The organism is Dactylosporangium vinaceum, from assembly GCF_019904175.1.
GTDB classification, from domain to species: Bacteria; Actinomycetota; Actinomycetes; order Mycobacteriales; family Micromonosporaceae; genus Dactylosporangium; species Dactylosporangium vinaceum.
In genome coordinates this window covers 6,118,108-6,139,219 of sequence record NZ_CP061913.1, presented here as the reverse complement: position 1 = coordinate 6,139,219, position 21,112 = coordinate 6,118,108, and the positions used below count along the sequence as shown (strand labels likewise).

Sequence of the window (21,112 nt, the reverse complement as noted above, 5' to 3'; positions counted from 1 at the left end):
TCAGTACCCACGAGCCGCGGTCCCGCTCCGGCGGGGCCGCGGCTCGCCGCTGTTCGACGCGGCCGCCCACGCCTCACCGCGGCCACGCCGGCCGTGCCTTACCCCGGCCGCGTCGGGCCGGTCGAGCGGCCCGGCGCTCAGGACGGGCCGGCGTCGTCGGCCCCTCCGCCCGACCGCGGCCGCCGCGGGGCGCGGGCCGACTTCGTGGACTTCGCCGCCTTGGTGCCCCGGGCCGCCTTCGCCGCACGGCCGGACTGGGATCGGCCCGGCTCGCCGGCGCCGGTGCCGGTGCTCTGGGCGGCGCCGGTGCTCTGCGTGGGGACCGTCATCGCCGGCCTGGACGTGTCGGTCCCGGCCGCCTCGGCCGGCACACCCGCGGACGCGGGTGCGGAGACGGACTTCGGCGCGACGGTGGTCTCCGCTCCGGCCGCCGCGTCGTCACCGGCCGGGGTCGTCGAGTCGCCCTTCGCCGTCGACGGGGGCGCCGGCGCGTCGGTCCCGGCGACCGGTTGGGTCTCGTCGGTGGCCCCGGTGACGAGTTGGGTCTCGTCGGTGCCGGCGACCTGCTGCGTCTCGGCGGAAGCCGCGTCGGCCGGTGAGTCGGCGGGCGCGTCGGTGGGTGCCGGCGTGCCGGTGGCGGTGACGCGCTGTGTCTCGGCGGAGGCCACGTCGTCGGCCGGGGCGGCGGGTGCGGCCGGGCTCGCGCCCGCCGGCTGCACGGACCCTTCGGCCGTCGGGTCCTGCCCCGGGGAGTCCTCGGCCGGGGAGTCCTCCGCGGGCCCGGCGGGGCCGGGAGCGGGGATCGGGGCGGCGGCCGGGGCCAGGAGGGAGCGACGGCGGCGGCGGGAGCGGACGACCGCGAACACGCCGGCGGCGATCATCAGGATGCCGAACACGCCGACGCCCATGACGATTCGCTTGATGTCCTGCAGCGAAAGGCTGTCCAGGAACGAGCGGCCGGCGGTCTTCGGGGTCTGCGCCTGGACCACCGGCGCGGCCGAGGCGGGCGCCGGCGGGGCGAAGGGGGTGTACTTCAGGATTGGGGTGGCCTTGGGCTGGTCGGAGGTGGTGAGGAAGGTGGTGCCGTCGCGGCTGTAGGCGATGCTCTCGCCCTGCGGCTCGCTCGGCAGCGGGGTGATGCGGGGCTTCTGGCCGCCCGTGATCGCCTCGACGACGTCGCCGTCGGTGACGTCGAACTCGTAGGCGTCGGACATCGTGCGGACCACGGCCCGTTTGCCGTCGGGGCTCAGCGCGGCGCCGGTGACCACGGCGGTGCCGACGATGCCGTACGGGTTCGCGGTGCCCGTCGCCTGCGGGCGGAAGGTGCCGGAGCGGGTCAGCGGGGCCGGGTTCGCGTTGTTGGCCGGGAGCGGCTCGGCCGTCGTGTACACCTCGCCGACCGGGTCCTTGGTGATGATCACCGGGCGGCCGTCGCCGTCGATGATGAGCGCCTCGGCGTCGCGGGCCTTGCCGTCCGGGTACGCCAGGCGGTGGATGACCGGGGTGTTCGCGCCGGGGGCGAGGCTCCACAGCGCGATCGACGAGCGGCGGTTGCCCGAGCCGCCGGTCAGCGTGGTGTTGTCACCGACGTCGGCGACCCACAGCGTCCCGTCCTTGGCGACCGCCAGGTCCTCGGGGTCGAAGGCGCTGCTCGGGTAGGCGACGGTGCGGGTCACGGCGCACTGGTCGTTGAGGAAGAAGATCTTCTCCCGGGACCGCTCGATGTTGCTGTCGTTGATCGCCGCGTAGCCGTCCGCGGTCGCCACCAGCCCCGAGACCTCGGTGAGCTGCGGGTCGCTCATCGTGCACATGGTGACTCCGCTGACGGCCGGGCCCAGGTTGGGGTTCGCCGCGCCGGAGGCGGACGGTGTCGGGCTCGGCGCACCGTACGCCGCCGCCGCAATCCCCAGCGCCGCCACCGCCGGCACGACCACCACCAACACGGACGCCCCGATCGCGCCCCCGACCCGCTGCAGCATGCGCGACAGTGTTGCAGACACCCCTGAGAAACCGGCCACAGCCCGCCCCGAATCCGATCATGCCCACCGGCCCGTCACACCGCCCCCGGACACGCCCGGCGGCCTACCCTGTGTGTGTGACGGGCCATCTCCTCACTGAGACGGAGCGGGCCAGGCAAACGTTGCATCGCCGTCCAGCACCAGCACCAGCGCCGGGCCACCGCCGGCCGCCGGGCCCGCGGAAGTTTCGGACGAACGAATTATCGGCAATGGATTACCAGTAATCGCAATCCGGTAAACCGGGCTCAGCCGGCGCCGTGGCCCGACGCCGAGCAGATCACCGGCTCGCCGCCCCGACCGATCGCCTCCGCCCGCTCCGGGCCCTTCGGCGCGCCGGCCAGCCGCGCCGAAGCCGGTGCGGCCGAGTGCGATGAGCCGGCTTCGCACGTCGGCCGCCCGGTCGGCGGGAGTTCGGCTTGCGGGAGTTCGGCCGGCGAGTGCTCGGTGCCCGCGCAGGCGCCGGCGAGGGAGCTGCCGGCGGCACCGGAGCGGGAAGCGGACTGCGCGGCGGCGATGGGGTCGCCGGATGGGGTCGTGGTCGCCGGGGACGTGGCCCGCGGACTGCTCGCGCGAGGGCTCGCGAAGGTGACCGGGAGCGCCGCCGCGGGAATTGGCCGCAGCAGCAATGCGGCGCCCACGATGGAGGCGGCCAGCAGGGCCGCGCCGATGGTGAAGGCGAGCCGGTAGCCGTCCGTCAGGGCCACCGCCGACGAGGCGCCCGCGCGCAGGTGGGCTTCGGTGCGGGCGGCGGCCACCGTCGACAGGGCGGCCACACCCAGCGCCATGCCCAGCTGCTGGGTGGTGTTGAACAGGCCCGAGGCCAGGCCCGCGTCGTCGGGGCGGGCGCCGGACATGCCGAGGCCGGTGATCGCGGGCAGCACCAGGCCGCCGCCGGCGATGAGGAGCATCACGGGCAGCAGGTCGGTCGTGTAGCGGGCGTCGGACGGCAGCCGGGTCAGCCAGCCCAGGGCGGCGGTGAGCAGCACCAGGCCGGTGATCAGGATGGTGCGCTCACCGAAGCGGTGGATGAGCCGGGCGGACACGCCGAGTGACACCGCCGCGATCGCCAGGGCGGCCGGGAGCATGGCGAGGCCGGTCTGCAGCGCGGAGTAGTGCAGGACTCGCTGCATGTAGAGGGCGACGAGGATCTGGAAGGAGAACATCGCGCCGATCAGCAGCACCTGTAGCACGTTGGCCCCCGCGACCTGGCGCGAACGCAGCACCCGCAGCGGCATCAGCGGAGTCCTGGCGAGCATCTGGCGCACGATGAAGGCGGCCAGCAGTACCACCGAGGCGCCGGCAGTCAGCAGACGGCTGCCGCTCGTCTGCACGACGGCGTAGATCCCGGTCATGAGGCCGGCGGTCACGAACAGCGCACCGAGCACGTCGGCGCCGGCGCGCAGACCCAGGCCCCTGTCGGAGGGCAGGCAGGGCACGGCGAGGGCGAGGGTGGCCACGCCGATCGGGACGTTGATGAGGAAGATCCAGTGCCAGCTGAGGGCGTCGGTCAGGACGCCGCCGAGGACCTGGCCGATCGACGCTCCGGCCGCGCCGGTGAAGGAGAACACGCCTATCGCGCGGGCCCGCTCGCCCTGCTGCGGGAACAGCGTGACGAGCATGCCGAGGCTGACGGCGCTGAACATGGCACCGCCGACGCCCTGCAGGAAGCGGGCCACGAGCAGCACTGCCGGGCCGGTCGCCACACCGGCGAGCACCGACGCGGCCACGAACACCGCGGTGCCGGCGATCAGGACCCGCTTGCGTCCGAGCAGGTCACCGAGGCGCCCGGCGAGCAGCAGGAAGCTGCCGAACGCAATCAGGTAGGCATTGACCACCCACGTGAGGCCCTCCGGGCTGAACCCGAGGTCACGCTGCATGACAGGCATCGCCACGGTGACGATGCTGCCGTCGAGGATCACCATGAGCATGCCTGTCGCGAGTACGGCGAGGGCGAGCCATCGGTTCTGTCGCATAAGCCCGACCGTAGCAGATCGTCTACTACGGGACTATCCCGGAGGGGATTAACTTGCCTGCGTTTCCCGAGCCGACGACGCCGGCCGCCGACCGCGGTGAGGTGTTCGTGCGCTACCTGGACTACTTCCGCGCGACGCTGCTCGAGCGGGTCGCGGGCCTGCCCGAGCCCGCCGCCGGGCGCTCGGTGCTGCCGTCCGGCTGGACGCCGCTGGGGCTGCTCAAACACCTGCGCTACGTCGAGCTGCGGTGGCTCGAGTGGGGGTTCGAGGGCCGCGCCGTCGCCGAGCCGTGGGGCGACCGCGGCGAGGACGGGTGGTTCGTGGCGCCCGACGAGAGCCGCGACGCGCTCAGCGCCGACCTGCTGGCGCAGGGCGCGATCACCCGCGCGGTGGTGGGCCGGCACGCGCTCGACGCCGTGGGTGCGCCGGGGCCGCGCTGGGACGGTGCCGAGCCGCCGACGCTGGAGCGGGTGCTGTTCCACCTCGTCCAGGAGTACGCCCGCCACGTCGGGCACATCGACATCGTCGCCGAGCTCGAGGGCGGCCCGCCCGGCGAGTGAGCCGGCCGGCGGGTGTCACCGACCGGCTGGTGCGTGGCACTGACCGGCCGGTGGCGTCACCGACCGGGTCTTGCGCGTCACTGACGGGCGCGGCGGACGCCCGGGGCCTCGGCCGGCGTGGCCAGGTGGCCCTGGGCCAGGCGGGTCAGCGCCCGGACCAGGACCGCGCGCTCGTCCTCGGGCAGCGCATCGAGGACCGCGGCGTGCACCCCGTCGGCGATCTCCTGGCTGCGCGCGGCCATCTCCGCGCCCGACGGCGTGACCGCGATGATCCGGGCCCGGCGGTCGGTGCTGGACAGGCGGCGCTGGGCGTACCCGGCCTTCTCCAGCGCGTCGACGGTCACCACCATCGTGGTCTTGTCCATGCCGCCGATCTCGGCGAGCTGGATCTGCGTGCGCTCCTCGCCCAGCGCGTGCGCGAGCACACAGTGCATCCGCGGGGTGAGGCCGATCTCCGCCAGCGCCGCCGTCATCTGGGTGCGCAGCACGTGACTGGTGTGGTCGAGCAGGAACGACAGGTCAGGCGTCAGCGGTGCGGCCATGCCACCCAGCATAGATTCCCGTCGCCGAACGCCCCGGGCATGCGTTTCCCGGGCAAGACGTTTCGCGGCCGGAGTCACTCGGTGTAGTTGTGCCGGGCCGGGTACCTCTTCCGGTCGATGACCGCGGCGGCGCCGTCATCGTAGGGTGCGCGCATGATCACTGGCGGGTACTGCCTCGGCGTCGACTACGGCACGTCGAACACCGCCGCGGTGATCCACGAGCCCGGCGGCCGCACCCGTCCCCTGCTGTTCGACGGGTTCCCGCAGCTGCCGTCGTCGGTGTGCGTCGGCCCCGACGGCCAGGAGCTGCTCGTCGGCCGGGAGGCGATCCACGCCGCCCGGGTCCGGCCGGAGCGGTTCGAGCCGCACCCGAAGCGGCGCATCGACGACGGCACGGTGCTGCTCGGTGACGCCGAGTTTCCGGTGCCCCGCCTCATCGCCGCGGCGCTCGTCCAGGTCCGGGCCGAGGCCGTGCGGACCATGGGAGCACCACCGGCCGGCGTCGCGCTGACCTACCCGGCGGCGTGGGCGGCCCGCCGCCGCGCGGTCCTCGTCGAAGCGGCCCGCCTGGCCGAGCTCGCCGGCCCCGCGGCCCCGGCGCAGCTGGTGCCGGAGCCGGTCGCGGCGGCGTCGTACTTCGCGCAGGACACCGGCGCGGCGCTGTCCCCCGGTGACTGTGTGGTGGTCTACGACTTCGGCGCCGGCACGTTCGACGCGTCGGTCGTGCGCCGCACCGAACGCGGCTGGGACGTCGCCGCCAGTGACGGGCTCGCCGACGCGGGCGGCCTCGACGTGGACGCCGCGATCGTGGCCTACCTCGGCGCCGTCTACTCCACGACCCACCCCGAGGCGGTGCGCCGCCTGGAGCACCCCGAGTCCACCGGCGACCGGCGGGCCCGGCGCAACCTGTGGGAGGACGTGCGCACCGCGAAGGAGATCCTGTCCCGCTCCGCCTCCACGTACGTCCACCTGCCGATCCTCGACCAGGACGCCCCGCTGGGCCGCGAGCAGGTCGAGCGCCTCGCCGCCCCGGTCGTCGCGCGCACCGTCGCACTGACCCGCTCCGTGATCGCCGCGTCCGTCCCGGCCGGCCGCCTGACCGGCCTGTTCCTCGTCGGCGGCTCCAGCCGCATCCCGCTCGTCGCCACCGCCCTGCACCGCGTCACCGGCACGGCGCCGACGGTCATGGAGCAGCCGGAGCTGGCTGTCGCCCAGGGCAGCGTCGCCGCGTTCGACGCGCCGCCCCGCATCGTGCGTCCCCGCGCCGAGATCCGGGAGCGGGCCGCGGTGCCCGGCGCCGACACGGTGTCGGAGGACACAATCGCGATCATCGCCCACCAGACCGCCCCGGCCGCGCCCAGCGCCCGCAGCCGGGTGCCCGCACCGCGGCAGGAGCCGGCCGAGACGCCGGCCGAGCCGGCGGCGGCCCAGACCGACGAGGAGCCGAAGCCGGCCGGTCGGGGCGCCTGGTCGCTGGCGGTGGGGGTACTGCTCGTCGCCGGACTCGTCGCGATGACCGGTCTGGGGCGCACGACGATGCCCGAGTGGCACTTCTGGCTCGGTGACGCGCTGCTCTACCCCGGCTACGCCCTGTGGCTCGCCTACCTCTTCGGCCTCCCCGGGAGCCGGACCCAGTGGCGGGCCGCGATCCACGTCGTGTCCCTCCTCGCCGGCTGCCTCGCCGCATACACGGGCGCCGCCGCGGTCGCGCACCGCTGGGGCACCACGCCGCTGCTGTGGGTGCTCGGCGCGGTCGTCGCCGTCGCGGCGGCCGGCGCGGCGCTGTGGCGGGCGCAGGGGAGTGCCGCGGTGTTCGGCCGGGCGGACGCCGCCGGTCTCGTCCTCGCCCTGACCGGCTTCGGCGCGGCCCACGGCCACGACCACTCCGCCGCGATCACCATTGGCGTCGTCCTGGCCGGCGGCCCGGCCGCCGTCGCGTTCGTCGGGGCCGGGGCCGCCCTCGGCCGGTACGTCGCCGCCCGCGAACCCGGCGCCCACCGCTGGCTACCCCGCACCGCCGCCCTGCTCCTGCTGGCCGGAGCCGCCGCCACCACCCTGCGCCTGGCCGCCGCCATCCCGTAGCGCAGCCGCCACGGTCCGGCCCACCCACTCGCCGGCCCCACCCGCCGGCGCGCGCCGGGCCGCGCGCGCCGCAACGAACCGAGCGCAGCCGTCACGGGCCGGCCCACCCACTCGCCGGCGCGGCCCGTGAGCGCCGCGGCGAAACCGGGGGCCGCGGCGCCCCGGCCGCCTGCGGTGCGGACAGCGCCCGGCCGTAACCGCGTTGCGTTGAGCCGCCGGTCTCGCGTAAAGCAACACACCATGGACAGGCAGGCCGTCGTGTGGGACATGGAGACCGGCGACCCCGACGACTTCATCACCCTGCTCCTGCTCGCCGGGCACCCCGCCGTGGACCTGCGCGCCGTCACCGTCACCCCCGGGACCGCGGCCCAGATCGGCGTCGTGCGCCATGGCCTGCGCCTCCTCGGCCGCGACGACGTCCGGGTCGGTGCCGGCAACCTCGACCACCCCAGGGACGCCGTGTCGCCGTGGCACTACCAGGCCCTCGGCCCGATCGGGCCCAACCGCGACGCCGAACCCGCCGCGCGGCTGCTCGCCGAGCGCTGCACCGACGACACCACCCTCATCTGCGGCGGGCCGCTGAAGAACCTCGGCCAGGCCCTGCACGACGACCGGTTCCGGCTCGGCCGGCTGGTCGTGCAGGGCGGCTTCGCCGGGGACGGGGTCGTGCCGCGGGCACGGCAGCTGGAGAAGTTCAAGGGCCGCACCACCTGCCCGAGCTTCAACCTCAACGGCGCACCGAAGGCGGTCTTCGCCGCGCTGGCCAGCCCGGCCATCCGGGAACGCTGGTTCGTGTCGAAGAACGTCTGCCACGGCGTCGCCTACGACGAGGCGCTGCACGCCCGGTTCGGCCGGGCGGGCGCGGCGAGCCTGACCGCGATCCGCCGGCTGATGGGCGACTATCTGCGCGAGCACCCGGGCGGGAAGCTGTTCCACGATCCGCTGGCCGCCTGCTGCGCGCTCGACCCCGGCATCGGCGAGTGGGCCGAGGTCGAGATCTACCGGGAGCGCGGCGAGTGGGGCGCGCGACCGCGGCCGGGCTCGGGCACGCGGATCATCGTGGGGTACGACCACGAGCGGTTCGTCGCAACGCTGCTCGCCGAGCGGCCCGGTCGAGCAGCCCCGCCGAGCCGGGCGACCGCCGAGGCCGGCGCCGGCGTTCGAGCCGAGGAGACCCGGGGACTCGAGCGGGACGTAGTATCGTAGAGCGTTCGGGCAACAAAAAAGACGCCAAAAGGCGTCTGACTGTTGCGATGTTAGCCGACTGGAGAGCGGATTGTCAAACCCATCCGACACAGCCGACATGGTCGAGGAACAGGGGCACCTCGACACGCTCTATGAGCACCTGGACAGCCTGCGGGAGGAGGCTTCGGGCCACCTGTCCAGGACGCTGCGGGAAGGTGGCGGCACCCCGGCCGACCGGTCCCACCGCGACTCGCAGGCCGCCCTGTACACGGACCGGATCGCGCAGTACAGCGCCGTGGAGAACGGGCTGTGCTTCGGCCGGCTCGACCTCACCGCCGGCGGGGGCGAGGTCCGCTACATCGGCCGGATCGGGATCTTCGACGAGGAGAACGACTACGAGCCGCTGCTGATCGACTGGCGGGCCCCGGCCAGCCGGCCGTTCTACCTGGCGACCGCGGCCGCGCCCGACGGGGTACGCCGGCGCCGGCACATCCGCACCGAGCGGCGGACCGTGACCGGCCTCGACGACGAGATCCTCGACCTGAACGAGGCCCACGAGACCGGCCGCGGCGCCCACGACGGCGTGACCGGCGAGGCGGCGCTGCTCTCGGCGCTGAACGCCTCGCGGACCGGCCGGATGCGCGACATCGTCGAGACCATCCAGGCCGAGCAGGACCACGTCATCCGGGCCGACCTCAACGGGGTCATGGTCGTGCAGGGCGGCCCCGGCACCGGCAAGACGGCGGTGGCGCTGCACCGGGCCGCCTACCTGCTGTACACGCACCGGCAGATGCTCTCCTCCCGGGTCGTGCTCATCGTCGGGCCCAACGCGACGTTCCTGCGGTACATCTCCCAGGTCCTGCCGTCGCTGGCCGAGACCGGCGTGCTGCTCGGCACCATGGGAGACCTGTTCCCGGGTGTCGTCGCGCACCGGGAGGAGCCGGCCGAGATCGCCGAGATCAAGGGCCGGGCCGTGATGGCCGACGTGCTCGCCGCCGCGGTCCGGGACCGCCAGCGGGTGCCGGACGAGCCGTTGAAGCTGCGCCTCGACCTGCTCGACGGCGCCGAGGTCGTCCTCGACCCGTCAGTCATCGAGGACGCCCGCGACCGGGCCCGCCGCACCGGGAAGCTGCACAACCTGGCCCGGCCGACGTTCGACACCGAGATCATCCACGCCCTGTCGCTGCTGATCGCCGACACCATCGGCCTGGACCCCTACGCCGACGACCCGCTCGGCGGCGGCGACGCCCCCGGCGACCCGCAGCTGCTCGACGAGGCCGACCTGGCCGAGATCCGCCGCGAGCTGCGCGGCGAGGCCGAGGTCCTGGCCGCGCTCGACTGGCTGTGGCCGATCCTCACCCCGCAGCAGCTGCTCGCCGGGCTCTTCGCCTCCGACAAGCGCCTCGCCGCGGCCGGCGCCGACCCGCGGCTGAAGCGGGCTCCGCGGGAGGGCTGGACCCCGGCCGACGTGCCGCTGCTCGACGAGGCCGCGGAGCTGCTCGGCGAGGACGAGACGGTCCTGGAGATCCTGGCCGAGCGCCGCCGCCGCCAGCAGGTCGCCTACGCCGAGGGCGCCCTGGAGATCGCGTTCGGGTCGCGGTCGATCGACGTCGAGGACGAGGACGACCCGGAGCTGCTGTCGGTCACCGACCTGCTCGAGGCCGACCGGCTGGCCGAGCGGCAGGACGAGGGCGAGGCCCTGACCCCGGCCGAGCGGGCCGCGGCCGACCGCAAGTGGGCCTTCGGCCACGTGATCGTCGACGAGGCCCAGGAGCTCTCGGCGATGGCGTGGCGGCTGCTGATGCGCCGCTGCCCGAGCCGCTCCATGACCGTCGTCGGCGACGTCGCCCAGACCGGTGACCTCGGCGGCGCGTCCGCGTGGGGCGACGCCCTCGAACCCTACGTCGGGGCCCGGTGGCGGCTGCGCGAGCTGACCGTCAACTACCGCACGCCCGCGGAGATCATGGCGGTCGCCGCCGGTGTCCTCGCCGGGATCGACCCCGGCCTCCAGCCGCCCCGGTCGGTGCGGGAGGCGGGCGTGGACCCGTGGGTGCGCGGTGTGGCGCCGGTGAAGCTCGGCGACGCGCTCGCGGAGGCGGTGGAGCAGGAGGCGGAGGCGGCCGGGGCGGGCCGGCTCGGCGTGATCCTGCCCGGCGGCACCTTCGAGGACCTGGTCCCGCACGTGCGCAAGGCGGCGCCCGACGCGGCGATCGGCGAGGAGCCGGACCTCACCGCCCGGGTCGCGGTGCTGACCGTCAAGCAGGCCAAGGGTCTGGAGTTCGACGGCGTCATCGTGGTCGACCCGGAGCGGATCGTCGAGGAGTCCCCGCGCGGCGCCAACGACCTCTACGTGGCGCTGACCCGGGCGACCCAGCGCCTCGGCATCCTGCACCCCGGATCGCTGCCGGAATCGCTGCTCGCGGTCGTCGGCATCTGAGGCCTGGCAGGGGTTCAGCCGGGAGCGTGATGGGTCGGACTCCAGCACGCTCACCGAACCGAGGGTGACTGTAGCAACCGCTGCGGCGGTCACCATCGCAGGGACCGGCCCGGAGGGCGGCCGTCACCGCGCCCGGCGCGGCGGCGTCCGAAAGTGTTCGCGGCGGCGGTGCGCGGATGGGCGGGCGGCGGTGTCATGCGTCAACGACACCACGCCCGCCCACCGCCGCGGAAGCCCCGATCCGGGCCTGTGGACAACTCACGAAAGTGCAGGTCAGCTACGCGTCGTCATGGCGGCGCCAGGAGTCGACGTAGAGCGCGATGATGATCAGTACCGCGACCGCGAGGCCGAGGATGATCCAGACGAAAACGGCACTTCCGTCCATGCGGCGACGGTACCGAAGCAACCGCCTGCGGGGCGTCGCACGCACGGGTGACAACCGGCCTTGATACCCTCCGCCGCGATGACGGTGCAATTCGTGCTCGACAACACCCACCTCCGACCGGTACCCCTCACCCCCGAGGTCCGGCTGCGGCTCGCCGACGAGGCCATCGAGCTGTGGGAGCGGACCGAAACGGATCAGGGCACCGCGATGCCGCCGCCGTTCTGGGCGTTCGCCTGGGCGGGCGGGCAGGCGCTGGCCCGGTACACCCTCGACAATCCGCATCTGATCAGCGGCCGGACCGTGCTGGATCTCGCGGCCGGGTCCGGGCTGGTGGCGATCGCGACCATGAAGGCCGGCGCGGCCCGGGTCACCGCGGTGGAGATCGACGAGCTCGCGGTGGCCGCGATCGCCGTCAACGCCGAGGCAAACGGCGTCGCCGTCACGCCGCTGCTGGCCGACGTGCTGGAGCAGGAGCCGGACGCCGAGGTCATCCTGGCCGGCGACATCTTCTACAGCCGCGAGATGACCCGCCGGATGCTCGACTACCTGCGCCGGGCCGCCCGCGCCGGTGCGACGGTCCTCGTCGGCGACCCGGGCCGGGCGTACCTGCCCCGGGAGCATCTGACGCTGCTCGCCGAGTACGACGTACCGGTACCGCAGACGCTTGAAGACACCCCCGTGAAGCGCACGACCGTGTGGTCGGTCAACCCGTAGATGGCTTCCCCCGAACGCCTCCCGCCGCCCGCCCTGCCCGCCGTCGCCGACGGCTCCGCCGACTTCACCGAGGCCTGGCTGGCCAACCGGCGCCTGTCCGCGAACAGCCGGGCCGCCTACCGCCGCGACGTCCACCAGTACCTCCAGTGGTGCGCCCGCCGCGACCTCGACCCGCTGCACGCGTCGTTCCTGCACGTCAACGCCTACGCCCGGGATCTGGAGGCGACTGTCGACGCCCGCACCGGCAAGGTCCTCGCCCCGGCCAGCGTGGCCCGGAAACTGTCGGCGCTGTCGAGCTGGTACGCGTTCCTGGTCCGGCTCGAGGCCCTGCCCGCGAACCCGGTCGGCGGCGCGGACCGGCCCCGCGTCGACCGGGACGTGTCGGCCACCGTCGGGCTGGCCGCCGCCGAGGTCGACGCCATGCTCGCCGCGGCCGAGCGGCTCGGCGGCCCGACCGGCGCCCGCGACCGCGCGATCCTCGTCCTGCTCGCCGACCTCGGCCTGCGGGTCGGGGAGGTCGTCGCCCTCGACGTCGAGGACCTCGGCACGGAGCGCGGCCACCAGACCGTCCGGTTCACCGGCAAGGGCGGCAAGCCCCGCCGCCGCGCGCTGACCCCGGGCGTCCTGCGGGCGCTGCACGACTACCTGCCGCTGCGCGGCGACGCCCCCGGGCCGCTGTTCGCGACCGCCACCGGGGGCCGGGTCGACCGGCACGCCGTGTTCCGGCTGGTCCGCCGCCTGGCCCGGGCCGCGGGCGTCCCCGAGTGGGAGCGGCTGAGCCCGCACTCGCTGCGCCACGCGTTCGCGACGGCCGCCCGCGACGAGGGTGTACCCCTGGAGGACGTGCAGGACGCGATGGGCCACGCCGACCCGCGCACGACGCGCCGCTACGACCGCGACCGCCACAACCTGGACCGCGACCCCGCGTACACGCTGGCCGCGGCCCGGGCTCGCCGCAGCCGCGCGTAGGGCACCGCGCCCCGCTCACACCAGCTGGTCGAACCCCGCGTGCAGGTCGGCGGAGATGTCGGCGTTGCCCAGCCGCCGCAGGATCCACAGCGACGCCAGCAGCGCCGGCCGCTCCTCACCGCGCTCCGCGGCCCACGCCGCGTGTTCGAGCAGCAGCGCCGCCGTCAGCGCGTGCCCGAGCCGCAGCGCCAGCTCCCGCGCCCCGGCCACGACCCGCGGGTTGCGCGGGTCCGCGGCCGCCGTGGCCAGGTCCGCGGCGAGCCGCCCGGCCGCGGCGGCGAGGGCCTCGGCCACGCCGGGCAGCCGGTGCGTGGCGGCGTCGGTGGCCGCGGTGAGCCGGTTGAGCACCGGCCGCGCGCCGTCGCCGGTCGCGAGGGCGCGCAGGACGTCGACGGACAGGACGTTGGTGGTGCCCTCCCAGATGGGCAGGACCTGCGCGTCGCGCAGCAGGCGGGGGATGCCGGTGTCCTCGACGTACCCGGCGCCGCCGAAGCACTCCAGGTATTCGCTTGCCGACGCGACAGCGAGCCGGCCCGTCGTCAGCTTCGCCAGGGGCGCGGCCAGGCGCAGCTCCGCGGCGGCGTCCCGGTCGCCGTGCTCGGCCCGGCCCAGCAGCGCGAACCCGTGGGCGGCCAGGGCAAACGCGCCGGCCGCGTCGACCGCCAGCCCGCCGAGGGTGGCCCGGTGCAGCGGGTTGTCGGCCAGCAGACCGCCGGCGACGGTGCGTTCGGCGGCGTAGGCGAGGGCGTACTCGAGGCCGCGGCGCATGCCCCCGGCGGCCGCGGCCGCGTTGTGCAGGCGGGTGACCACGACGAGGGTCATCATTGCGGCCAGGCCCGGCTCGGCCGGGTCGGTGAGCGGGAACGCGGGGACGCCGTCGAGGCGCACCTCGCCCGTCGGTACCGCCCGCGTGCCCAGCTTGTCCTTGAGCCGCAGCACCTGCAGGCCGGGCGCGGGTGCCCGGCCGTCGGCGGCGTAGCGCGGCACCAGGAACGGCACCAGGGTGCGGCTGCCCGCGGCGGCGCCCTCGGGCCGGGCGAGCGCGACGGCCATCGCGGAGTCGATCGCCGAGCAGAACCACTTGTCGCCGGTCAGCACCCAGCCGCCGGACCCGTCCGGGGCGGCTGTCGTGGTGGAGCGGGCGATGTCGGAGCCGCCCTGCGACTCGGTCATCCACTGCCCCGACGTCACCGCGACGGCCGGGTCGGTGGCGGTCAGCCGGGCCAGCCACTCGCCCTGCGCCCCGGTCCGGGCGAGGAGCGCGGCGGCGCCGTCGGCCATCGCGACCGGGCAGGAGAACGTGGCCGACTCCGGGCCCCACAGGTGCAGCAGGGCGTGCTGCACGACGCGGGCGCCGGGGCCCCAGGTGTCGCGGGCGTCGGGGAGGTACGGCAGGGCGACGACGGCGTGCCGGGCGGCCGCGGCCCGCTGCGCCTGCCAGCCGGCGGAGGTGTCGACCCGCTCGATGCGCTGCCCCCACGCGTCGAACCGGGTGAGCGTCGGCGGGTGGGTCTCGGCGTCGTGGTGGGCCTCGCGCAGCGGGCCGAGGACCTCGGCGGCCAGGTCCGACAGGCGCTGCCCGGCGGCGGCGTGGCCGTCCTCGCCGAGGAGCCGGTCGAGCCAGCCGCGCAGCTGCGGGTCGGCGGTGTACGGGTCGCGTAGCGCCGGCCCCGGCTGCACGAATCGCGTCATGCGGGCAAGGCTACTTTGGTGCGGTGAGCGCGCACGTCGACACCGCGCAGCGGCGGGCCCGGCTGGCGCTGCGGCAGGGCCTCGCCGGGGCGGTACACCCGCGCAAGACCGCCGAGGAGGTCGCCGCGGAGCTCGTCGCGCTCCACGCCACCGACCCGGCCACCGTGCACCTGTCGGTCGCGGCCCGGCTGCACCGCCCGTCGATCGCGGCCGTCGAGTCGGCGCTGTACGAGCGGCGGACCCTGACGCGGATGCTCGGGATGCGCCGCACGATGTTCGTCGTGCCGTCCGGGTTCGCCGCGGTCGTGCAGGCCGGCGCCGCCCGCGCGGTCGCGGCCGAGCAGCGCCGCCTGCTCGTCAGGCACCTGACCGAGACCGGCGCCGGCGACGCGGCCTGGCTGCAGGACGTGTCGGAGTCGGTGTACGCGGCGCTGCGCCGGCGCGGTTCGGCGACCGCCGCCCAGCTCGCCGCGGACGAGCCCCGGCTGCGCACGCTGATGGTGTTCCCGCAGGGCAGCCAGTACGTGACGAGCCGGGTGCTGTTCCTGCTGGCCGCGGACGGGCGCATCGTGCGCGGGCGCCCCCTCGGCACGTGGGTCAGCAGCCAGTACGCCTGGTCGTGCCTCGACGACTGGCGGTCCGAGCCGCTGGAGGACCTCGACCCGGCGGTGGCGCGCACCGAGCTGGCGCGGGCGTGGCTGTCGCGGTTCGGCCCCGGCACCACCGCCGACCTGCGCTGGTGGACAGGGTGGACGCTCACCCATACGCGCGCGGCGCTGCGCGCACTCGAGGCGGTCGAGGTGACCCTCGACGGCGGCGACACGGGCTGGGTGCTGCCCGACGACACCGGACCGGTCGACGACCCCGGGCCGTGGGTGGCGCTCCTGCCGAGCCTCGACCCGACGGTCATGGGTTTTCAGAGCCGGCATTGGTACCTCGGGCAGCACACGAAGTCCCTGTTCGACCGCACCGGCAACGCCGGCCCGACGATCTGGGCGCACGGGCGCATCGTCGGCGGGTGGGCGCAGGGACCGGCCGGCCGGGTCGTCACCGAGTTCCTGGAGCCGGTGGCGCCGAGCGTCGCCCGCGCGGTCGCCCGGGCGGCGGACGAGCTCACGCAGTGGCTGGACGGTGTCCGGGTGACACCGAGGTTCCGGGCCCCGCTGGAGCGGGCACTGTCGGACCGGGCCGGTACGGTCGTGGCATGACGGTGGTTGCCTGGACCCTGGCCGCGCCGGTGGCGGTGTTCACCGTGATCCGGGTGCTGGGCCTGGAGCGGGGCACGCCGCTGGTGCAGTTCGTCACCTACACGCCGTACGCGGCGCTCCTGTCCGTGCTGGCCGGCGCGGCCGCCGCGTTCACCGCCCCCGGCCCCGGGCTGGTGCTGCTCGGCTGCGGGCTCGTCCTCGGCGGCGTGGTGGTGCCGCGCCTGATCCCGCGGCCGGCCCCGGGCGACGGGGTGCGGCTGCGGGTGATGTGCGCGAACCTGCTCTACGGCCGCGGCGCCACCCAGGCGTTCGTCGACCAGCTGAAGGTCGACGACGTCGACGTCCTCGCCGTGCAGGAGCTGACCGACGAGGGCCTGGCGGCGCTCGACGCGGCCGGCATCGACGCGCTGCTGCCCTATCGGGTGCTCGCGACCGCCCCGGGCGGCGGCGGGTCCGGACTGTTCAGCCGCCACCCGATCACCGGCCCGGTGATCCGCACCCACACCCCGATCCCGCTCAAGCAGACAGGCGCCACCGTGCTCGTCCCCGGCGCCGGGGAGATCCTGGTCGAGTCCGCCCACCCGTACCCGCCCCGCCCGGGCCACGTCGCCGCCTGGCACCAGAACATCCGCGCCCAGGCCGTCCCCGACCCGCACGGCCCGCCCCGCATCCTGCTCGGCGACTTCAACGCCACCCTCGACCACCGGGTCCTCCGCGAGCTGCTGCGCGCCGGCTACCGCGACGCCGCCGCCGAACGCGGCCGCGGCCTCGTCCCGACCTGGCCGTGCCGCACCGAGACCCTCCCGTTCTGGACCCCGCCGGTCACCCTCGACCACGTCCTGGCCGACCGCCGCATCGGCGTGCGCGAGTTCGCCACCCGCCACCCGGGCGAGAGCGACCACAACGTCGTCGTCGCCGAGCTCGTCCTGCCCCCGGCGGGACCGATCACCCCTGGAGATAGTCCCGCAGCACCGGACTGAACTCGACACGCCCGGGGTTGGTGTGCCACAGCGCGAGGGCCTGCGTCAGCGTCCCGGTGGCGGTGAGCAGCGCATTGCGTTCCGCCTGCGCGCGCTCGGCCGCCGGGAGGGCCGGGCCCGGGACTGCGGCGCCGGGGCCGATGTCGTACTGCAGGACGTGCGGTGGCCGGACGACGCTGTGCAGGACGCGCCCCTTCGCGGCGGGCTCCGCCGGGAAGACCGGCCCGAGCGTGTCGTCCGCGGGCAGCCGGACGCGGCGCCGGACCGCCGGGTGCACGAAGACCGCCGGGTCGGCGAACCGGCTCAACGCGTGGACGCGCAGGATCATATGGTCAGCGCTGTCGTCGAGTGCCACGATCGGGCGCAGGTTGTCACCGCCGAGGATGCGCACGCCGGCCCGAACCGTGGCCGTCTCGTACCCCAGCAGCGCCAGTGCCCGCCCCAGCTCGTAGCAGGCCGTCGACGACGATCGGAACTCCTGACCGGCCACGACGGCCCGGTAGGCGCCGAACGCGAGATAGAACGGCCTGGCCTCGGGCGGCATCCGCTCGGACAGCCACATCGACCGCTGCGCTTCGGAGATCGCCGGCATCGGGTGGGGCCTGGGCTCGGACGCCTGCCGCGGAGGCACCGGCCGCCGGTTCGGCGGCTTGTGCCGCTTAGTCATCGCCGCCGCCTCGCCACTCGGGTGGCAGCGTGGCGGCCCAGCGCGTCATCAGCCAATGGACGGCCGGCGCGCCCGCCGGCCGCGCCGCTTCGACCATCGACAGCTCCCGCCGGTCCACGGCGGCAAGATGCCGGACCGCGGAGTCGATGTCCAGCCCTTCGGCGGCCAGGTAAGCCCGGCAGAGCTCGACCCGGTCGCGGTCGCCCGGCCGGAAGGTGTTGCCGAGCGACTCGTACACGTCGGCCACCGACACGACCTCCGACAGCAGCCGGGTCGCCTCCCGCGGGCCCGGGACCTGCATGAAGTATGCATGGGCGAGGTTCGTGACAAGCCCGTCGACCTCCACGTAGTGGGCTGCCCCGGACTCGACGGACTCGCGGACCGCCCGCACGCTGTCCGACGCGCCGGTCCAGTCGCGCAGCTGGACCTGGGCTTCGGCCCGCAGCCGCATCAGGGTCGCGCGATAGAAGCCGTACCCGGCCGTGGCGAGCAGTTCGTCGATCCGCAGCAGCGCCGCCCCGTCAGCGCCGTCGCGTAGCAGCTCGTTCACCCGGTCGACCTCGACCGCCCTGGCCTGGGCACCGACCGGCCGGGGCGCGGCGCGCAGCAGCTGCCCGAGCCGCGCGGCCATGTGCTGGAGCCGCGGGTGCTGCGGCAGGTCGTGCGCCAGCCCGCGCACGACGACGGACGCGGTGAAGGCGGCGCCGGCCGATCGGACCGGGTCGCGGGCGGTGACGTCCTCGTACCGGGTGAGGGCCCGCTCGATCAGGTCGCACACCGGGTCGGCGGCGTCGGCCGGCCGGTCGGCGGCGCGGGCCAGCACGGCGGCGAGCTGGACACACGTATCCAGCTCGAGGGCCGGATCGGCGGGCTGCTGGGTGTCGAGGAACGCGAGCTCGGCCCGAAGATAGGTGGCCGCAAGGTGGAAGCCCTCGACCCGCGTGAGTGCGGCGGCCGTGTTCCCCCACAGCAGCGCTGTCGCGAGGTTGGCGATGCCGTGCTCGATCGCGGTGTCGGCGAGTCGGCAACAGTGACCGGCAAGCAGCAGGGCCAGGTCGTCCCGGTCGGCGTCGAGCAGTTCGCGCAGCCACACCTGCGCGAAGTATCCGGCCTGGGTGACAGCGGTCTCGATGCCTCCCTCCCGGGTGACGTCCCATCGGATCACGTCTTGGACGACCTCGTTCATGGAGATCGAGAAGTCGAGTGCCGTCGGCGTCCGGCCCGCGCCGAAGACCGGCTCGTCGACGGCGATCAGTGAGCCGCGGCGCAGCTCGCGAAGGATCTCGCCGATCGGTGGGTCCGGGTGCCGGTAGACCGCCGGCGCCGGCTGCTCACCACGGAGGTCCGCCTCGATGTCGCCGAACACGCAGGCCATCAGCAGGTGCAGCGGGATCTGCCGGGGCCGCAGGAGCGCGGCGAACCGCAGGGTCAGCCGCGCGACCTTCGCCGCCCGATGTGCGCCGGCGCGCTGCTCCATGCGCCGCACGGCCAGCAGCACGGCGCCGACGAGGGTCCGCGGATAGCCCGGGGGGACCGAGTCGGGGTCGTCGAGGGCCCGCAGCACCAGGTGCTCGTAGCCGGCTGCGTCAAGGTCACCAGCGTGTGTGTCCAGCAGATACGCCGACGCCAGCTCCAGCGCGAGCGGCCACCGCCCCAGCCGCTCGGCCAGAGCGCCGATCCGCGGGTCGCCGGTCCCAAGCCGGCGCCCGAGGAGATCATGGGCCTGCCCGCCGGTCATCACCGGGACCGCAAGCGCCGTCATGTAGGCGCCGTGCCACGACGACGGATCGGTCGTCGTCACCAGGGCGTGACCCGTGCCGGTCCGCGGCAGCCACGCCTTGACGGCCCGGGCATCGGCCGCGTTGTCGAAGACCAAAAGCCACGGTTCCCGCAACCGGCTCAGCCCGGTCAGCACCCGGTCGCGCACCTCCGCCTCCGCGGGCGCCGGTGCGGCGTTCGCGGCAAGCCAGGCATCGACGGCCAGGAACGAGGACTCCATCGACCCGGCCGACGAGGCGTCGACCCAGAACACCACCCGATAGTCGTCGCCGCGGTCATCGGCCCACGCCGCGGCCAGGCTCGTCTTCCCGACGCCGGACAGCCCGTGCAGCACGCACACCGGCACCTGCGGCGCCGGATTCGGCACCGGCAGCACAGCGGCGATCGCCTCGACCAGCTCCGGCCGGGCCACGTCGGTCCGCCGCGGCGGCACGTTCACCGTCACCGTCCAGCCCCGCCCGGCGACCGCGGCGGCCAGGGTGGCGTTGTCGACGGCGAGCGCGTCCCGGATGGTGTCGAGGGCGATCAGCGGCTGACCGGGCGCGGCCGCCGTCGACAGCACGTCCCACAGCAGGTGGCCCAGGACGAGCCCCGCGGCGTCCCACCCAGGGGTGGCCGCAACGCGGCGTCGAAGGCGGCGGGTCGTCTCCCTCAAAGCCCGCCTGATGTCGGGGGTACTGCGAGTGTCCACCCCGACACCACACCGCCGCAGACGCGCCCAGGTGTCGTCGTCGAGCCCGTCGAGCTGCTCCCGGACGCCCCGGGACCGGCGGGCGAAGTGCGTGACCGCAGCCCGGAAGGCGTCCTCGTCACCCGGCGGGCCGGCCAGGGTCTCGGCGAGCCCGTCGAGCTCCCCGAGGCCGGCCCGGTTGGTCAGCAGCACATATCGCCCGGCGTCGCCGGTGATGAGCCGCAGCAGGATCGCCAGCGCCGCCGGAGCCGACAGGGGCGTGCTCTTGACCTGCGCGGCCAGCAGGCACTGCGTGTCACGGTAGACGGCGAAGTCGACGGCCTCGGCATCGACCGCACCCCCGGCCGGCGCCGGCGGACTCTCGACGTAGACACCCGTCGCGCCGGCCGGTTCGCCGTCGAGCGCCGCGAAGGCGTATTCGAGCGTGCGCAGGAACTGGTACTCGAACCCCCGGACCGCGTCCTGCCCACCCACACCGAGTACCTTACGGCGACCGCCGCCGATGCCCGGCCCGCACCGCCCGGTGACGTCAGACCAGGCGCAGCTGGCCCTCCGCGCGGGCGGCCGGGCCCAGGTCGCCGGTGCGGTGGTGCCGCCGGCACAGCACCTGGTAGTGCACGTCGGCCGGCTGCGGCTCCTCGGCCCCGTCGGCGGTGGTGTCGCCGATCACGACCTGGTCGCCTTCGCGGGCGATGACCCCGTCGACGACCCGGGCGTTGAGCAGCCCGGCCCGCCCGCACCAGCACAGGACCTCGACCTGCACCTTGGTGACCTCGTCGGCGAGCTCGAACAGCCGCTGCGCGGCCGGGAACAGGGCGGTCCGGAAATCGGTGGCCAGCCCGAACGCGTACACGTCGACGTCCGACGTGTCGACGAGGTCGGCCAGCTGCTCGATCTGCTCGACGGTGTAGAAGCTGGCCTCGTCGCAGATGAGGTAGTCGACCCGCAGCCCGCGCGCCCACCGCTCCCGCACGAGCGCCCGCAGGTCCAGCCCGGCCACGTCGACGGCCTCCTTGCCGAGCCCGATCCGCGTCGACAGCCGCCCCGGCCCGGCCCGGTCGATCGTCGTCAGCACCAGCCCGTGGCGGCCCTGCCGGGCGTGGTTGTAGTCCATCTGCAGCGCGAGGGTGGACTTGCCGCAGTCCATCGGCCCGTAGAAGAACTTCAACCGCCCGCCCCGCCGCAGGCGGCTGTCGCCGGCGGCCACGCAGGCCAGTGGGTCGTCATCGT

15 protein-coding genes are annotated in these 21,112 nt (G+C 75.0%); 8 read left to right on the top strand and 7 right to left on the bottom strand.

Annotated features, from left to right (window positions below; genetic code table 11):
• Positions 1-137 precede the first annotated feature (137 nt).
• On the bottom strand, positions 138-1,979 hold the full coding sequence (locus Dvina_RS27570) for an SdiA-regulated/phytase-like domain-containing protein (protein WP_223092242.1): 1,842 nt from the start codon (positions 1,977-1,979) through the stop codon (positions 138-140).
• A 284-nt stretch (positions 1,980-2,263) separates the two neighbouring features.
• Positions 2,264-3,991 (bottom strand): MFS transporter, encoded by a 1,728-nt coding sequence (locus tag Dvina_RS27565; protein ID WP_223092241.1) that lies wholly within the window; start codon positions 3,989-3,991, stop codon positions 2,264-2,266.
• Positions 3,992-4,044: 53 nt separating this feature from the next.
• On the opposite strand from Dvina_RS27565, the gene Dvina_RS27560 reads away from it, so the two are divergent.
• A complete protein-coding gene (locus Dvina_RS27560) occupies positions 4,045-4,551 on the top strand; it encodes a mycothiol transferase (protein ID WP_223092240.1) in 507 nt (168 codons plus the stop codon).
• A 77-nt stretch (positions 4,552-4,628) separates the two neighbouring features.
• Here the strand turns inward: Dvina_RS27560 and Dvina_RS27555 are convergent, their stop codons facing one another.
• Positions 4,629-5,093, bottom strand: a complete 465-nt coding sequence (locus Dvina_RS27555) for a MarR family winged helix-turn-helix transcriptional regulator (RefSeq protein ID WP_223092239.1) — start codon at positions 5,091-5,093, stop codon at positions 4,629-4,631.
• Between the two features lie 153 nt (positions 5,094-5,246).
• Between Dvina_RS27555 and Dvina_RS27550 the strand changes: the two genes are divergently transcribed.
• The 5 genes from Dvina_RS27550 to Dvina_RS27530 all read left to right on the top strand — a co-directional run bounded on the left by Dvina_RS27550 (position 5,247) and on the right by Dvina_RS27530 (position 12,865).
• Positions 5,247-7,175 carry an Hsp70 family protein gene (locus Dvina_RS27550; protein ID WP_223092238.1) on the top strand — a complete coding sequence of 643 codons (1,929 nt, stop codon included), beginning with the start codon at positions 5,247-5,249 and terminating at the stop codon, positions 7,173-7,175.
• A 240-nt stretch (positions 7,176-7,415) separates the two neighbouring features.
• On the top strand, positions 7,416-8,381 hold the full coding sequence (locus tag Dvina_RS27545; RefSeq protein ID WP_223092237.1) for a nucleoside hydrolase: 966 nt from the start codon (positions 7,416-7,418) through the stop codon (positions 8,379-8,381).
• Positions 8,382-8,478: 97 nt separating this feature from the next.
• Entirely contained in the window at positions 8,479-10,797 is a 2,319-nt protein-coding gene (locus tag Dvina_RS27540) for a HelD family protein (RefSeq protein ID WP_223092236.1), read from the top strand.
• A 463-nt stretch (positions 10,798-11,260) separates the two neighbouring features.
• The gene (locus Dvina_RS27535) at positions 11,261-11,896 is read left to right on the top strand and encodes a class I SAM-dependent methyltransferase (RefSeq protein WP_223092235.1); all 636 of its coding nucleotides are present in this window, start codon (positions 11,261-11,263) and stop codon (positions 11,894-11,896) included.
• Complete coding sequence (locus tag Dvina_RS27530) at positions 11,897-12,865, top strand: tyrosine-type recombinase/integrase (RefSeq protein ID WP_223092234.1); 969 nt, start codon at positions 11,897-11,899, stop codon at positions 12,863-12,865.
• Positions 12,866-12,880: 15 nt separating this feature from the next.
• Here the strand turns inward: Dvina_RS27530 and Dvina_RS27525 are convergent, their stop codons facing one another.
• Entirely contained in the window at positions 12,881-14,557 is a 1,677-nt protein-coding gene (locus Dvina_RS27525; protein WP_223092233.1) for an acyl-CoA dehydrogenase family protein, read from the bottom strand.
• Between the two features lie 23 nt (positions 14,558-14,580).
• Between Dvina_RS27525 and Dvina_RS27520 the strand changes: the two genes are divergently transcribed.
• Both Dvina_RS27520 and Dvina_RS27515 read left to right on the top strand, forming a co-directional pair.
• Positions 14,581-15,765, top strand: a complete 1,185-nt coding sequence (locus Dvina_RS27520; RefSeq protein ID WP_223092232.1) for a winged helix DNA-binding domain-containing protein — start codon at positions 14,581-14,583, stop codon at positions 15,763-15,765.
• Entirely contained in the window at positions 15,762-16,745 is a 984-nt protein-coding gene (locus tag Dvina_RS27515) for an endonuclease/exonuclease/phosphatase family protein (protein ID WP_223092231.1), read from the top strand. The genes Dvina_RS27520 and Dvina_RS27515 overlap by 4 nt, the downstream gene beginning before the upstream one ends.
• On the opposite strand, the gene Dvina_RS27510 is transcribed toward Dvina_RS27515, so the two are convergent.
• The 3 genes from Dvina_RS27510 to Dvina_RS27500 all read right to left on the bottom strand — a co-directional run bounded on the left by Dvina_RS27510 (position 16,711) and on the right by Dvina_RS27500 (position 21,089).
• On the bottom strand, positions 16,711-17,337 hold the full coding sequence (locus Dvina_RS27510; RefSeq protein WP_223092230.1) for a hypothetical protein: 627 nt from the start codon (positions 17,335-17,337) through the stop codon (positions 16,711-16,713). The genes Dvina_RS27515 and Dvina_RS27510 overlap by 35 nt on opposite strands.
• Positions 17,338-17,404: 67 nt before the next feature.
• Positions 17,405-20,356 (bottom strand): hypothetical protein, encoded by a 2,952-nt coding sequence (locus Dvina_RS27505; RefSeq protein ID WP_223092229.1) that lies wholly within the window; start codon positions 20,354-20,356, stop codon positions 17,405-17,407.
• 55 nt (positions 20,357-20,411) lie between these two features.
• Positions 20,412-21,089, bottom strand: a complete 678-nt coding sequence (locus Dvina_RS27500) for a thymidine kinase (RefSeq protein ID WP_246656596.1) — start codon at positions 21,087-21,089, stop codon at positions 20,412-20,414.
• Between the last annotated feature and the right edge of the window lie 23 nt (positions 21,090-21,112).